Below are 13,744 nucleotides of genomic sequence, written 5' to 3'. Positions count from 1 at the left end.
TGCGGAAAGGGTTCCTGCGGTCTCAGCCGTACGCCAGCACCGCGGCGAGGACTCCGGCCAGCATGAACGGCCCGTACGGGATCTGGGTCCGCAGCGTGGCCCGGCGGCTCACCAGCAGCGCGAGCGACCACACCGCCGCGAGGACGTACCCGGCGCATACCCCGGCCACCCACGCCGGAAGGCCGAGCCAGCCCAGGTAGAGCCCCAGCACGCCCGCCAGCTTCACGTCGCCCAGGCCGATCTGGTTCGGCGCGACGAGCCACTGCAGCGCGTACAGGACGAACAGCGCCGCCATGCCGAGCAGCGCGTGCGTGAACCGCGCCCCGCCCCGGTCGGTGAAGAGGGCCGCGAGGCCGAGCAGCAGCAGGCCGGCCGCGTACGACGGGAGCGTCACCGGATCGGGCAGCCGTTTGAGCGCGACGTCGATGAACGTCAGCGCGACGCCCACCACCGCGAGGTAGCCGAACGCCGGAAGGTCGGGAGCCGGACCGACCCGCCACGCCACGAGCGCGAGGACGACCACGGCTGCTGCGAGGACGGCGAGCCGCCGACGGATCACCGGCTCGGCCCAGTCGGGGTTGGTCACGCCGGCAATCTACGGCCTATCACCGGCATCGACGGCCGAACTCCGACCGCCCGCGTCACCGACCTGTCCGGACAGCACGCCTAGGGCCTGTCTCAAAGTCCCCGTCCGTAGCGAGCGGCGCAGTAGGACAGTGGGGCTTTGAGACAGGCCCTAGCCAGGGACGACGCCGATCTCGACGCCTCCGGTGACGTGGCCGCGGAGGCGTTCGGCGAGGCGGTCCGCGGCGGCTCGTACGTCCTGCGCGCCGGCGCCCTCGGCCAGCCGGAGGCGTACGGCGAGCTCGGCCCGCTCGCCGGGCTCCACGCGCACGCCGGTGATGCCGGGCAGGCCGTCGACCGCCGCGTGCACGGCCACGAGAACGTCGGGGTCCTCGTGCGGAGCGGTGATCGCGCCGCCGTTCGCGAGGACGTGCAACCGGGCGCCCTCGATGGCGTACGGGACGGGCCCCGCCACGTCGACGACGAGCGCGTCGGCGGACTCTCCGACTGCGGCCTGGCACGCCTCCCGGGCGTGCACCGCGACGGGCCGGGCGTCCGGGCGCCAGCGGGCGAGGCTCTCGGTGGAGGTGAAGGCGAGCACGGCCCGCCGGCCGTCGGCTCCGACGAGAGTGGGCAGAGCCATCTCGCTCTCCTTCTCGCGCCGCAGGCCGTCGACGGTCTCGTCCTCGGTCAGCACCGCGACGACCGGCACGAGCAGGCGGGTGCCGGCGAGCGCCGCGAGCACGGCCCGCTCCCCCGCCCGTCCCTGGGCGTAGTCGCTCAGCGCCCGCTCGACCTCGGCGGGGGTCCGCCCGTCGTCGTCGGGGAACTGCGGCTGCGGGATGCGGTGTTCGGACACGGCAGTCCAGCGTATCCGAGCACCCGCGCGCGGCTGTTCAGAGGTCGTGGAGGCGCTCGACGGCCTCGTCGATCACCTCGTCGCGCTTGCAGAAGGCGAACCGGACGTACGGGTCACCGGCGTCGGAGTCGTAGAACACCTGCGTCGGAATGGCGACGATGCCGGCGCGCTCGTGCAGGGCGGTGACGAACTCCCGCCCGTCGCCGAAGCCGAGCGAGCGCACGTCGACCTGCGCGAAGTAGGTGCCCTGCGGCCGGAACGTCGTGAGCCCGGCGGCGGCCAGCCCGTCGCTGAGCCGGTCGCGTTTGGCCCGCAGCGACGCGCGCAGGTCCTCGACCCACTCCTGTTCCTCGCGCAGCGCGTACGCGACCGCGCGCTGGTACGGGGCGCTGGCGGTGAAGGTCAGGAACTGCTTGACCGTCTGCACCGCCCGCACGAACCGCGGCGGCGCGGTGATCCAGCCGATCTTCCAGCCGGTGACGGAGAAGGTCTTGCCCGCGGACGAGATCGCCACCGTGCGCTCGCGCATGCCGGGCAGGGTCGCGAGCGGCACGTGCGCGGCCGGGTCGTCGTAGGTCAGGTACTCGTAGACCTCGTCGGTGACGGCGATGAGGTCGTGTTCGCGGCAGACGTCCGCGACGACCTCGAGTTCCTCGCGGGTGAACACCGTGCCGGTCGGGTTGTGCGGGGAGTTGAGGAGCAGCACCCGGGTGCGCGGCGTGACGGCGGCGCGCAGCTCGGCCGGATCGAACGTGAACCGCCCGCCGTCGGGCCGCAGGGTGACCGGCCGGCGTACGCCGCCGGCCAGCGCGATGATCGCCGCGTACGAGTCGTAGTAGGGCTCGAACACGACGACCTCCTCTCCCGTCTCCACGAGGGCGAGCAGCACCGCCGAGATCGCCTCGGTCGCGCCGACCGTGACCAGGACCTCGTCGGCCGGGTCGTAGGTCAGGGCGTACCGGTCCGCGCGCTGTGCGGCGACGGCCTCCCGCAGCTCCGGCAGCCCGGGGCCGGGCGGGTACTGGTTCGCGCCGCCCATGATGGCCTCGACCGCGGTCTCCAGCAGCTTGGCGGGGCCGTCGGTGTCCGGGAAGCCCTGGCCGAGGTTGATCGCCCCGGTGCGAATCGCCAGCGCCGTCATCTCCGCGAACACGGTGGTGCCGAAGCCCTGCATCCGGGCGACGAGCGGATCGTTCTCAAGGGTCACCGGGTCAGCGTAGTAAACGAGGGTCCGCGGCCCCAGATCGCTACGGTGGAGGGAGGACGAGACGAGGAGGCCCGTCATGCGGATCGCGCTGTGCCAGATTCCCGTCGGCGACGACCCCAAGGACAACCTGGAGCATGTTCTGGAGGCGCTCGCCATCGCCTCGGAGGCCGATCTGGCGATCTTCCCGGAGGCGACGCAGGTGCGGTTCGGCCGCGCCATGGCCGCGGCGGCCGAGCCCCTCGACGGCCCCTGGGTGACCACGCTGGCCGAGGCCGCGCGCAGGCACCGTACGGCCGTGATCGTGGGGGTCTTCGAGCCGGCGCCGGACGGCCGGGTGTACAACACCGCCGTCGCGATCGACGCCGACGGGCGGGCGGCCGGCGCCTACCGGAAGATCCATCTGTTCGACGCGTTCGGGTTCCGGGAGTCGGAGCTGATCGCGCCCGGGGACACGCCGACGGTCGTCGAGCTGGCCGGGACGCGGATCGGCCTGGTCACCTGCTACGACCTCCGCTTCCCCGAGCTGGCCAGGGCGCTCGTCGATCAGGGCGCCGACCTCCTCGCGGTGATCGCCTCCTGGGCCCAGGGGAACTTCAAGGAGGAGCACTGGGTCACGCTCATCCGCGCCCGGGCCATCGAGAACACCACCTGGACGGTCGCCGTCGACAAGGCCCCGGACCCGCCGCAGGCGCCGGGCGGCGCGATCGGGGTGGGGCGCAGTCTGCTGGTGGACCCGATGGGGACGGTCCAGACCGACCTGGGGCCGTTCCCGGGCGTGCGGGTGGTGGAGATCGACGACCTGATCACCGAGCACGTGCGCAAGACCCTCCCGGCGCTGGAACACCGGCGTCCCGACCTGTTCGGCTGAGTCCCCGCCTCATCGGGACCGCCGCGTCGGTGGATAACGCCGGGTCGTCTCCTCAGACGCCGGGAAGGGGCCGGGGCGGCCGACCGCCGGGTCGAGGCACCGCCGGGCACCGGCTCCGGGGCGGCCGACCGCCGGGTCGGCTCACCGCGAGTGCCGGGTCGGGGCCGCGCCGGGCACCTGCTCCGGGGCGGCCGCGCCGGGCGCCCGGCGGCCGCGGCGGTACTGCAGGGCGACCAGGACGAGCCCGGCCAGGAGCCAGGCACCGCCGACGATCTTCGCCGTGGTCGTCGCCGACACGATGATCCAGACCGAGACGGCGGCGCCCGCGGCCGGGACGAGCAGGTGCGGAAGCCACGCGCGGCTCCGGCGCCGTACGACGAAGTAGCCGACCACCGAGGCGTGCAGCAGGGTGAAGGCCACGAGGGCGCCGACGTTCACGATGGACACGAGAACGTCGAGGCCGTTGGGCAGCAAGGCCGCCCAGAGGGACACGACGGCCGCGACGCCGGCCGTCGTGAGGAGGGCGGCCCGGGGCACCCGGGACCGCGCGTCCACGGTGGCGAGCGCCTTGGGCAGGCCATGGTCGCGGGCCATCCCGTACATCAGCCGGGACGCGGCGGCCACCGCGGACATCGCGGAGAACGCCGGCCCGACGCCCTTGACGACGACGAACGCCAGGTGGAGCCAGGAGCCGAAGGCGACGTCGGTCATCTTGTAGAACGCCGTGCCCTCCTCGGCGGGCGCCGACGCGAGGTGCTGCGGGCTCACCGGCATGAGCAGTCCGGCCAGGTACGTCTGCACGACGAACAGGAGGCCGGCGAGGGCGAGGCAGAACAGCACCGCGCGCCCGACCTGGCGCTCGTCCCCGGTGTTCTCCTCGGCGAAGGAGGCGATCCCGTCGAAGCCGAGGAAGGACAGCACGGCGACGGAGACGGCGCCCATGACGGCGCTCGCGGTCATCCCGCCGGTGCCGCCGAACGGCGACGTCCACGGCCGGGCGGGCCCGTGCATGATCAGGACGACGACGGCGGCGATGACGAAGACCGCCAGGAGCAGGATCTCGATCACGAGCACGACGAACCCGACCCGCGCCGCGACGCGCACGCCGGCCAGGTTGAACGCGGTCGTCGCCACGAACGCGACCGCGGTGAAGACCCAGGCGGGCACCGAGGGGATCTGCGAGTGCAGGGCGATCCCGCAGAACAGGTACGCCACCGCGGGGATCAGCAGGTAGTCCAGCATCGCCATCCAGCCGGCCAGCAGACCCGCCGGCCGGCCGAGCCCCGCGCTGGCGTAGGCGAACACCGAGCCGGCGTTCGGCACCCGGCGCGACATCTGGGCGTACGACAGGGCGGTGAAGCCCATGGCGATCGTCGCCACCAGGTAGACGAGGGCGACCGCCCCGGAGCTCTTGGCGTCGAGGACGCCGAAGACGCCCACCGGCGCGAGCGGGCCGATGAACAGCAGTCCGTAGACGATGAGGTCGCGCAGCGACAGGCTGCGGCGAAGTGCCTGCGGCTCCAAAAGGGGTCTCCCGGGGGATCGGATGTGACCGTATGTCGGAATGTATCCGCTCGCGATTCGGGACCCCAAAGCGTTTTACCAGGTCAAGCGGTTTATATGACCTGGAACCGACCCAGCGTTCCCCTCAGTCCCAGCGGACCCGCCCGTGCCCGCCCGGTGGGTCAGCCGGCCTTGGCCGCGACCTCGGCGAGGGCGCTGCCGAAGAACTCCCGCGACTGCGCCCCGGACACCGCCCAGGCGCCCTCGAACACGAAGAACGGGACGCCGGTGACGCCGATCGTCCGCGCCACCTCGAGCTGCGCGGTGACCGCCGCGTCGCCCTCGCCCGCCGCGAGCCGCTCCGCCACGCCCGCCAGCCCGGCCTCGGCGGCGAGTTCGTCGAGCGTCCCGTGGTCGTTCAGGTCCCGGCCCTCGGCGTGGTGGGCCCGGAAGAGGCGGCCCACGACGGCGTCCTGCACGCCCGCCTCGGCGGCGAGCGCGATCACCCGGTGCGCGTCGCGGGTGTTGGCGCTCAGCGCCTTCTCCGGCGCGTACGGCAGGTCCTCGGCCGCCATCAGCTCACGCATCCGGGCGTGCGCCTCGGCGACGCGGTCGGCGCCGCCGAACTTCTCGGCGAGGCTGTCGTTCATCAGCCCGCCGCCCGAGGCTCCGGGGTCGAGCTGGTACGGCCGCCAGGTCACGTTCACCTCGCCGCCGAAGCCACGGGCGGCGGCCGCGAACCGCGCCCGGCCCAGGTAACACCAGGGGCATACGACATCCGAGAAGATCTCAACGTTCACAACGGATGGCAACGAGCCCGGAGGGGCACGCATTCCACCTGCCGCACACCGGTCCCCGGGTGGCTACGCTTGGACACTCGTTATCACCGACAATGAGAGACATCCCCATGGCGCTTGAGCGACCCGAGATCGACTTCCCCGAGGGCGAGCCGCCCGCCGACCTGCAGATCACCGACATCACGGTCGGCGACGGCGCCGAGGCCACCCCCGGTTCGACCGTCTCGGTGCACTACGTCGGCGTGGCGCACTCGACCGGCGAGGAGTTCGACGCCTCGTGGAACCGCGGTGAGGCCTTCAACTTCCCGCTCGGAGCCGGCCGCGTCATCGCGGGCTGGGACCAGGGCGTCGCCGGCATGCGGGTCGGCGGCCGCCGCAAGCTCGTCATCCCCCCGCACCTGGGCTACGGCAACCGCGGCGCGGGCCGCGCGATCAAGCCGGGCGAGACGCTGATCTTCGTCGTCGACCTGCTCGGCGTCGGCTGACCATTCCCTCGGAGGCCCGCCCGACGGCCCCGTCGCCGAACCCTCGGCGGCGGGGCCGTCGGCCGTCCGGGGTCAATGCGCGATCCAGACGTGCCGGCGCACCGACGAGTCCTCGGGGATGAGGGTGAGGATGCCGGTGGCGAGGTCGGCGCGGGAGATCTGCACTCCGCCCCGGACGCTGCGGTCGATCCCCGTGCGGTACCGCCCGGTGCCCTTCTTGTCGACGAGCCGCGGCGGCCGGACGATCGTCCAGTCCAGGTCGCTGCCGCGGACCGCCTCCTCCGCCCGGCCCATGTCGGCGAAGCCGTGCCGCAGGAGCCGCTGCAGGATCGGCTTGGCGACGTAACGCGTGAGGGGGCCGTCGCCGGGGTCCGTGACCATGCCCGCGGCGCTGACCATGAGGAAGCGGCGGGCGCCGGTCTTGGTCATCGCCTCGATGATGCTGCGGGCGCCGTCGTGGCACACGGTCGTCGGGCCGGTGTCCCGATGCCCGAGCGCGGAGACGACGGCGTCGGCCTCGCCGACGGCGGTCGTGATGGCCGCCGGGTCCATCACGTCGGCCGTGACGACGTTCAGGCGCTCGTGGGCGGGGACGTCGAGCCGCGCCGGATCCCGCACCACCGCCGTCACCTGGTGGCCGCGTTCCAGTGCCTGCCGGACCAGATGGGTGCCGGTCCTTCCGGACGCGCCGAAGATCGTGAGCTTCATGGCTTGTCGCCCCTTTGTGGTTAGTGAGTGCTCACTAACCACCATAATGGAGGAACGCCCGACCACCAAGGGGGACCGTGACGACCCGGGATCGCATCCTCGACGCCGCCGCCGGCCTGATGCGCGAACGCGGCATCGCGCGTACCACCACCAAGGAGATCGCGAAGGCGGCCGGCCTGTCCGAGGCCGCGCTCTACAAGCACTTCGCCGACAAGACGGAGCTGATGCTCGCGGTCCTGCGCGAACGGATGCCCGGGGTCGCCCGCGTGGACGTCCGTCCCGGCGCCGGAAGCGTCGCGGAGAGCGTCGCGGCGCTGACGCGGGCCACCGTGGACTTCTACCTCGAGGCCCTGCCCATGCTCGGCTCCCTGCTGGGAGATCCACGGTTGATGGCCGCCCAGCGCGAGTCGCTCCGTAGGTACGGCGCCGGACCGGAGCATCTGGTCCGGCGGCTGGCCGACCACCTGCGCGCCGAACGCGACCTGGGGCGCATCGCCGCCGACGCCGACCTCGACGCGGCCGCCGCCCTGCTGGCCGGCGCCTGTTTCCAGCAGGCCTTCTTCCGGTACTTCGCCGAGGGCCCCGACGCCAAGCCGGTGCCGGACGCGACGGTGACCGCGCTGAGCGGCACGCTGCTGCGCGCCCTGGGCGCGGACTGAGTCCCCCTCTCCAACCCCTCGTCGTCCAAAAGTGACGGCGGATTGCCCGAACCTGGCCACCACTTCCGGGCATCAACCCCTATGCGGATACTTAAGATCCACTGAGGGAAAGCTGGGTTGGATGCGTGAAAAACGGTTGATCGCGTCGTGCCTGCTCGCGGCGGTGCTCGGAGTGACCTCCGGCGCGTGGCCCGACATCCGCGGACGGGTGGAGGGCTCCCCCGCGCACGCGGCGGGTCCTCCCGCGATGGCGCAGGTCATGGCGCCGCCGCGGTGGCCCGCGCCGAAGCCCGGCACCTGGCAGGTGTCCTACGAGCGGCACGGGGACGGCCTGCCGCCGGTGGTCGACCGGATCAAGACGAACGACAAGGTCGTCTTCATCACCATCGACGACGGCTGGGAGCACGACACCCGCTTCGTCGACATCGTCCGGACCCAGCGGGTCCCCATCATGGTCTTCCTCACGGACCAGGCGGCCCGCACCGGTTATGAGTACTTCTGGGCGCTGCAGCACGCCGGCGCGCCGATCGAGGACCACACGATGGACCACGCCGCGCCGTACAACGACATGCGCCGGCTGTCCGCGGCGGCACAGCACCGGCAGATCTGCGACTCGGCCGACATCGACGCCCGGCAGTACGGGCGGCGGCCGCAGATCTTCCGGCCGCCCGGCGGATCGTACGACCAGGTCACCCGTACCGCGGCCCGGGATTGCGGCATGAAGTCGGTCGTCATCTGGTCGGTGGAGTTCTACAACGGCCTGTCCGGGAAGCTGGCGCGCATGGACGGGGGCTCGGACCTGCGGCCCGGCGACATCATCCTGATGCACTTCCGCCGCGGCCTGGCCGGCGACTTCGAGCGCCTGCTCACCTGGATCCGGCAGGCGGGGCTGCGCCCCGCGGCGCTGGCGAACTACCTGCCCCGCTCCCAGGGCGGAGAGGCGGCGGGGTGAGCGATCCCACGCCCACAATTCGGCAGGAACAGGTTGATCACCGGCCGAATCCGGACAGTCTCGTAACCGTCGCACCGCCGCTTCGAGGGGAGATCCGATGCGCCCACAGCTGCGCGCTCTGACCGCGGCCGCCCTCGCCGTGCTCACCGCGGGCGGACTGACGGCCTGTCACCAGGGCACCCCGCACTCCAGATCGGCGGCGCCGGTCGCCTCACGGGGGCCGGGTGGCGCCGAACCGAGCCTGACCCCCGGCCACGGGCCGCCGTCGTCGGCTCCGGTGACTCCGCCCGCGTCAGCCTCGCCGTCGGCGAGCCCGAGCGGCTCGCCGAGCGGTTCGCCCACCGCGACGACGCCCTCGGCGATCCCCCGATCGCGGGACGGGCTGCCCCCGGTGATCAGCCGCATCCCGGTCCAGGACAAGGTCGTCTTCATCACCATCGACGACGGCTGGGAGAAGGACGCCGACTTCGTCCGGCTGATCCGCGACGAGCGGATTCCGGTGACGCTCTTCCTCGAGAACCTGGCGGTGAAGAAGAACTACGGGTACTTCCGCGAGCTGCAGCAGGCGGGCGCGCTGATCGAGGACCACACGATGACGCACCCGTACATGCCCCGGCTGTCGTACAAGCGGCAGAAGCAGGAGATCTGCGACGCGGCGGGCATCTACACCACGCAGTACGGCGCGCGCCCGACGCTGTTCCGCGCGCCGTACGGGTCCACCGACCATGACACGCTGCGCGCCGCCCGGGACTGCGGGATGAAGGCGATCTTCTTCTGGCGCGAGGTGGTCAGCAACGGGAAGATCGCCTACCAGGTCCCCGGCCGTCTGCACCCGGGGGACATCATGCTCGTGCACTTCAACCCGAACATGACCGCCGACTTCAAGAAGATGCTCCGCACCATCCACAAGCAGGGTTTCCGTCCCGCCGCGGTGCGGGATCACCTGCCGGCCGAGTTCTTCCAGTAGTCCCCCGGTCAGGGGTGCAGGGCGGCGCGCAGCGCCCGGAGCCAGTGCGCGGTCGTCGACCTGGCGACCGCGCTCTCCGGCGCGAACGCCTCGAAGAAGTGCCAGGCCCCGGGCACGTGGTGCAGCTCGACCGGCACGTCCGCCTCGATCAGCCGCCGGGCGTAGTCCACGCCCTCGTCGCGGAGCGGGTCCAGCCCGCAGGTGAGGGCGTACGCCGGCGGCAGGCCGCGCAGGTCCTCCGCCCGCGCCGGCGCGGCGTACGGCGGGGCCTCCTCCCGGCCCGGACCGAGGTAGTTGTCCCAGGTACGGGTGATGCCCGGGCCGTTGATGATCCTCCGGTCGGTGATGTTCCGCCGGGAGGCGGTCGTGGACCGGTCGTCGAGCAGCGGGATCAGCAGGCACTGGTAGGCGATGGACGGCCCCTGCCGATCCCGCGCCATGAGGGTCATAGCGGCGCTCAGGCAGGCGCCCGCCGACGCGCCCGCGACGGCGATCCGATCCGGGTCGACGCCGAGCCCCGCGGCGCCGTCCGCCATCCAGCGCAGCGCCGCGTAGCAGTCCTCGGCCCCGGCGGGGAACCGGTGCTCCGGAGCCAGCCGGTAACGCGCGTCGACGACGACGGCGCGCGTCTCGGCACAGGCGTCCCGTGCCATCGGGCTCGGGCCGTCCAGCTCGCCGTAGGCGAAGCCGCCGCCGTGGATGTAGAGGATGCCGGGCAGCACCTCGCCCTCGGCGGCGTCGGCCGGCCGGATGACGTGCAGGTCGATCGTGTCGCCGTCCGGTCCCGGGATGACCGCGCGGTCCACGGTGACGCGGGGGTCCGGGCCCATCCGCGGGGCCATCAGCGCCGCGAAACCCGCGCGGGTGGCCTCGATGTCGGCGTAGGGGTCGGCCGGGCGGTCCGGCAGCGCGGCGAGGACGTCCGCGAGTTCGGGGTGGACGTACATGAGCACCTCAATAGTCTCAGTGATACGGTTGCAATGAGACGAAAGTAAGGTCCCAGTGAGACGGTGTCAACGGGAGGCGCGCGTGGAGTTGAGCATGTCGGCCTACGTCGTGCTCGGCCTGATCGCCCGCCACGGCCCGATGACCCCGTACGAGCTGAAGGCGCGCGTCGAGGAGAGCATCGCGCCGTTCTGGCCCATCCCGCACGCGCAGCTCTACCGCGACCCGCCCCGGCTGGCGGAGCTGGGCCTGCTGACCGAGGAGACCGAGGAGGGCGGCAGACGCCGCCGCTTCTTCCACCTCACCCCCGCGGGTGAGAGGGCGCTACGGGAATGGCTGTCGGCGCCGGAGCTCCCCCAGGCCGAGTTCCGTGACCCCGCCCAGGTCAGGCTGGCCTTCGCCGACCTCGGCGACCCCGCCGACCTGGTGCGCCTCGCGCGCACGCAGGCGCGGCAGCACCGGGAGCTCATGAAGACGTACGAGCAGCGGCGCGCCGCGCTCGACCCGGGCGACGCCGGCACCGTCTCCCGTGAGCGCATGCTGTCCTACGGCATCCTGCACGAGCAGGCGCACGCCGCCTTCTGGGAGACGATCGCCGCGGCCGACGAGGACCCGGACGACCCCTCCGGGCCGACCCCCAAGGACCGCTGGCAGCACAACTGAGCCGCCGCACCCGAATACCGGGACGACGCACCGGCCGACCGGGGAGCCGAGGCCGTCCGGACCGCCGGGAATCCACTGGCGGGGAGATCCCGTCCCGAGCAGGATGGAGCGCATGGGGCACCCCGCGCACTTCATCCTGGTCGACGACGCAGGCCCGCGGCTGTACTACGACCACTGGGCCGCCGACACGATCGGCGACGTCCTGATCGCCGGCCCGCGGTCGGCCACCCGGTACGTCACCGCTCAGCGCCCCTGCGGTGAGCGGGATGACGAATGGCTGGAGGAGGTCTCGGCCGAAGGGGGCGCCACCATCGACCACCGCGCCCGCCGGCTCGTCTTCTTCGGCGATGACCTGATGCGGGAGATGCCGGCCCGGCGCGCCTTCCTGCGGCTTCTCGCGCTGACCTGGCCGGGATGGGACGTCCGCTGGGCGTACGACGGCCTCGGCGACCTGGCCGAGCAGGCCGGCCTCGGCCGCGCGGCGGTCCGCAGGGACGCCGGTCGCGAACACCCCATGCCGGAGGTCCCGATGCCCTCCGGCGAGGGGGACCGCGTCGCGCATCTGGTGACCGTCCGCGACGGGACCGGCGCCCTCACCGCCCATCCTTTCGCCCGCGCGGGCGAGCACAGCGCCTGGCAGGGGCCGGGCCTCCTCGACCGGCTGCCCGACGGCGGCCTGACGCGGCTGGACCTTCGCGTGGTGCCGGAAAGCGGCCTGCACATGGACGTCCGTACGCGCACGGCGGAGGCGTGGACGGCCGTGGCCGTACCCGGGCTGTGGCCGCTTCCGGCGGAGCTGTGGCCGGGCTGGCGGGTGCGGTTCCGGGAGGATCGGTACGAGGAGCAGCTGCGCCGCTGTGCCGACGCGGTGACGTTCCCGCCGCTCGACCTGGCCGCCGGCCTCGACGAGGTGCTGACGGCGATGGTGCGGCGATGCGGCCACGACCCCGTGCCCGCCCTGCTCGAGTCGGCCGGCCGGCGCTCGCCCCAGGCCGGTTCGAACCTGACGGTGGAGCTGAACCCGCTGTTCACCGCCGCGAGCCCGATCGAGGCGACCCCCGAGGAGTGGTCCGCCGTCCTGCGTGCCGCGACCAGGTCGCGCGGCGGCCGCTGAGCCCGCGCCCGGCCGAAGCGGGACACGGCGGGCGGCCTCACGGGGTCCCATTCAATCCCGTGGACGAGGCCGTCCCGCCGACCCGTGCGCCCCTGCCGACAGGTGACCAACCCGCCGCTTCGCAGAGAGGCTTACACAAAGCGGAGCTTACCCGGAACCGTCGCCAGGGCACGTGCGTCACACAAGTACAACACCAAACAAGAGCCACCCGGCTCTCGGTGTTGCGTCCCATTCACAGGGCGCACGGGAGCCGGGCTGACCACCCGGGACTTGCGTGCGCCACGGCATGAGGAGTCATGCATGTCCATGTCCAAGGGGGAAACCCGTCATCCTCTGGCCCTGGCCGAAGAGGCCCTGCCGATCCGGTGGGTGTTCGACCCGGGGTTCCGGGCCAAGTTGCTGGACGCGTGCGGGTTCACGTGCGTGTTCTGCCACAACGAGGGCACTCCGGTGACCTCTGACCAGGTTCCCGGAACGCCGATCACGGCCGGTCCGGGCAACCAGAGCCAGCGGGTGTCGATCTACGCGGAGAAGAACGGGGTGGACTTCCTCGCGGACCGCATGCGGCCCGACGAGGAGTTCAAGCGTGTGATCACGCTTCTCCGCGACAAGTGCGGTCTCACCGAGATGCACGGCACCGGCGGCGAACCGACGTTGCACCCTCAGCTCAGCGAGCTGATCGCCCTCGCCCACGGCGCGGGCTACCGCAACATCGGCGTCACCAGCAACGGCGAGAACGGCGCGCTGGCCCTGCCGAAGGCCGCCCGCGCGGGCCTGCGGAAGGTGAACTTCTCCATCTTCGGCACCACGGCGCTCGAACTGGCCGAGGTGCAGGCGGAGAAGTACGGGCGCCTGAAACTGGCCGAAAAGAAGATCGTCGCGTTGCAGCGGTCGATCGAGGCGGCCTTGGAGAGCGATCTCAAGGTCAGTGCGAACATCGTCGTGCCCGACGAGTCCCACATCGAGCGGGTACGGCATCTCATCGAGAGGTACGGGCGCCGGGTCGAGATCCGGCTCCTTCGCTCCATCGCCGAGCCGGCGAGCGCGAACGCGATCTGGACCCTCCTCGAGTCGCTCGGGGCCACGCCCGTCGAGCGGGTCGACGCCTGGAACGTCTCGGGCGGGTACAAGGTCACGTACGCCCTGCCGGACGGCAGCACGGTGAGGCTCAAGCAGATCCGGCCGGTCTTCCTGCCGGAGACCTGCGGGAAATGCCCGCTCGCCCCGTGGAACGGTGGCGGGTGTGACGAGGGCTACTACGGCCTTCGTCTGTACAAGGCCGTCGGCGGGCCGTACATGGTGGGCGTCTGCATCCAGCGGATGGACCTCACCATGCCCGTCGACGAGTTCGTAGTGTCCGAGCTCTGCGCGGAGGTCATGCGGCGGGAACGCCGCCGCGCCTGACGCGCTGAGCTAGCAGAACCGATGGTGCCCGCGGCGCAGTCGCGCCGCG

Annotated in this window: 15 protein-coding genes; 8 read left to right on the top strand and 7 right to left on the bottom strand. The window is 72.4% G+C overall.

Annotated elements, in window-relative coordinates; genetic code table 11:
• Window positions 1–22 precede the first annotated feature (22 nt).
• The 3 genes from AB0L00_RS40565 to AB0L00_RS40555 all read right to left on the bottom strand — a co-directional run bounded on the left by AB0L00_RS40565 (window position 23) and on the right by AB0L00_RS40555 (window position 2,630).
• On the bottom strand, window positions 23–586 hold the full coding sequence (locus AB0L00_RS40565) for an A24 family peptidase (protein ID WP_364442983.1): 564 nt from the start codon (window positions 584–586) through the stop codon (window positions 23–25).
• A 150-nt stretch (window positions 587–736) separates the two neighbouring features.
• Window positions 737–1,423 (bottom strand): SseB family protein, encoded by a 687-nt coding sequence (locus AB0L00_RS40560; RefSeq protein WP_364442981.1) that lies wholly within the window; start codon window positions 1,421–1,423, stop codon window positions 737–739.
• Between the two features lie 37 nt (window positions 1,424–1,460).
• Entirely contained in the window at window positions 1,461–2,630 is a 1,170-nt protein-coding gene (locus AB0L00_RS40555; protein WP_364442980.1) for a pyridoxal phosphate-dependent aminotransferase, read from the bottom strand.
• A 76-nt stretch (window positions 2,631–2,706) separates the two neighbouring features.
• On the opposite strand from AB0L00_RS40555, the gene AB0L00_RS40550 reads away from it, so the two are divergent.
• Window positions 2,707–3,498 carry a carbon-nitrogen hydrolase family protein gene (locus tag AB0L00_RS40550; RefSeq protein WP_364442979.1) on the top strand — a complete coding sequence of 264 codons (792 nt, stop codon included), beginning with the start codon at window positions 2,707–2,709 and terminating at the stop codon, window positions 3,496–3,498.
• A gap of 141 nt (window positions 3,499–3,639) precedes the next feature.
• On the opposite strand, the gene AB0L00_RS40545 is transcribed toward AB0L00_RS40550, so the two are convergent.
• On the bottom strand, window positions 3,640–5,022 hold the full coding sequence (locus AB0L00_RS40545; RefSeq protein WP_364442978.1) for an APC family permease: 1,383 nt from the start codon (window positions 5,020–5,022) through the stop codon (window positions 3,640–3,642).
• 161 nt (window positions 5,023–5,183) lie between these two features.
• Window positions 5,184–5,801 (bottom strand): DsbA family oxidoreductase, encoded by a 618-nt coding sequence (locus tag AB0L00_RS40540; protein WP_364442976.1) that lies wholly within the window; start codon window positions 5,799–5,801, stop codon window positions 5,184–5,186.
• A 107-nt stretch (window positions 5,802–5,908) separates the two neighbouring features.
• Between AB0L00_RS40540 and AB0L00_RS40535 the strand changes: the two genes are divergently transcribed.
• Window positions 5,909–6,283 (top strand): FKBP-type peptidyl-prolyl cis-trans isomerase, encoded by a 375-nt coding sequence (locus AB0L00_RS40535; RefSeq protein ID WP_345358352.1) that lies wholly within the window; start codon window positions 5,909–5,911, stop codon window positions 6,281–6,283.
• Window positions 6,284–6,355: 72 nt separating this feature from the next.
• Here the strand turns inward: AB0L00_RS40535 and AB0L00_RS40530 are convergent, their stop codons facing one another.
• Window positions 6,356–6,991, bottom strand: a complete 636-nt coding sequence (locus AB0L00_RS40530; RefSeq protein WP_364442974.1) for an SDR family oxidoreductase — start codon at window positions 6,989–6,991, stop codon at window positions 6,356–6,358.
• Window positions 6,992–7,068: 77 nt separating this feature from the next.
• Here AB0L00_RS40530 and AB0L00_RS40525 point away from each other — a divergent pair, with 77 nt between their 5' ends.
• From AB0L00_RS40525 to AB0L00_RS40515, 3 genes are all read left to right on the top strand, one after another.
• Window positions 7,069–7,650 carry a helix-turn-helix domain-containing protein gene (locus AB0L00_RS40525; RefSeq protein WP_364442972.1) on the top strand — a complete coding sequence of 194 codons (582 nt, stop codon included), beginning with the start codon at window positions 7,069–7,071 and terminating at the stop codon, window positions 7,648–7,650.
• A 121-nt stretch (window positions 7,651–7,771) separates the two neighbouring features.
• Window positions 7,772–8,602 carry a polysaccharide deacetylase family protein gene (locus AB0L00_RS40520; protein WP_364442971.1) on the top strand — a complete coding sequence of 277 codons (831 nt, stop codon included), beginning with the start codon at window positions 7,772–7,774 and terminating at the stop codon, window positions 8,600–8,602.
• A 97-nt stretch (window positions 8,603–8,699) separates the two neighbouring features.
• Window positions 8,700–9,569, top strand: coding sequence for a polysaccharide deacetylase family protein (locus AB0L00_RS40515; protein ID WP_364442969.1), 870 nt, complete (start codon window positions 8,700–8,702; stop codon window positions 9,567–9,569).
• 8 nt (window positions 9,570–9,577) lie between these two features.
• On the opposite strand, the gene AB0L00_RS40510 is transcribed toward AB0L00_RS40515, so the two are convergent.
• Window positions 9,578–10,516: an alpha/beta hydrolase gene (locus tag AB0L00_RS40510; protein WP_364443014.1), complete on the bottom strand. Its 939-nt coding sequence runs from the start codon at window positions 10,514–10,516 to the stop codon at window positions 9,578–9,580.
• Window positions 10,517–10,610: 94 nt separating this feature from the next.
• Between AB0L00_RS40510 and AB0L00_RS40505 the strand changes: the two genes are divergently transcribed.
• The 3 genes from AB0L00_RS40505 (at window position 10,611) to AB0L00_RS40495 (ending at window position 13,695) form a co-directional block, all read left to right on the top strand.
• A complete protein-coding gene (locus tag AB0L00_RS40505) occupies window positions 10,611–11,177 on the top strand; it encodes a PadR family transcriptional regulator (protein ID WP_364442968.1) in 567 nt (188 codons plus the stop codon).
• Between the two features lie 112 nt (window positions 11,178–11,289).
• Complete coding sequence (locus tag AB0L00_RS40500) at window positions 11,290–12,291, top strand: hypothetical protein (RefSeq protein WP_364442966.1); 1,002 nt, start codon at window positions 11,290–11,292, stop codon at window positions 12,289–12,291.
• 300 nt (window positions 12,292–12,591) lie between these two features.
• A complete protein-coding gene (locus tag AB0L00_RS40495; protein ID WP_364442965.1) occupies window positions 12,592–13,695 on the top strand; it encodes a radical SAM protein in 1,104 nt (367 codons plus the stop codon).
• Window positions 13,696–13,744: the final 49 nt, after the last annotated feature.

It is taken from the genome of Actinoallomurus sp. NPDC052308, assembly GCF_040679195.1.
GTDB classification, from domain to species: domain Bacteria; phylum Actinomycetota; class Actinomycetes; order Streptosporangiales; family Streptosporangiaceae; genus Actinoallomurus; species Actinoallomurus liliacearum.
The sequence above is the reverse complement of the archived record's forward strand: the minus strand, read 5'-3'. Positions and strand labels throughout refer to the sequence as shown.

Bases quoted from the DNA above. Each gene is read 5' to 3' on its own strand.
- AB0L00_RS40550 (WP_364442979.1), top strand. From the start codon at position 2,707: ATGCGGATCGCGCTGTGCCAGATTCCCGTCGGCGACGACCCCAAGGAC.
- AB0L00_RS40510 (WP_364443014.1), bottom strand. From the start codon at position 10,516: ATGTACGTCCACCCCGAACTCGCGGACGTCCTCGCCGCGCTGCCGGAC.
- AB0L00_RS40495 (WP_364442965.1), top strand. From the start codon at position 12,592: ATGTCCATGTCCAAGGGGGAAACCCGTCATCCTCTGGCCCTGGCCGAA.
- AB0L00_RS40515 (WP_364442969.1), top strand. From the start codon at position 8,700: ATGCGCCCACAGCTGCGCGCTCTGACCGCGGCCGCCCTCGCCGTGCTC.
- AB0L00_RS40520 (WP_364442971.1), top strand. From the start codon at position 7,772: ATGCGTGAAAAACGGTTGATCGCGTCGTGCCTGCTCGCGGCGGTGCTC.
- AB0L00_RS40535 (WP_345358352.1), top strand. From the start codon at position 5,909: ATGGCGCTTGAGCGACCCGAGATCGACTTCCCCGAGGGCGAGCCGCCC.
- AB0L00_RS40530 (WP_364442974.1), bottom strand. From the start codon at position 6,991: ATGAAGCTCACGATCTTCGGCGCGTCCGGAAGGACCGGCACCCATCTG.
- AB0L00_RS40505 (WP_364442968.1), top strand. From the start codon at position 10,611: ATGTCGGCCTACGTCGTGCTCGGCCTGATCGCCCGCCACGGCCCGATG.
- AB0L00_RS40500 (WP_364442966.1), top strand. From the start codon at position 11,290: ATGGGGCACCCCGCGCACTTCATCCTGGTCGACGACGCAGGCCCGCGG.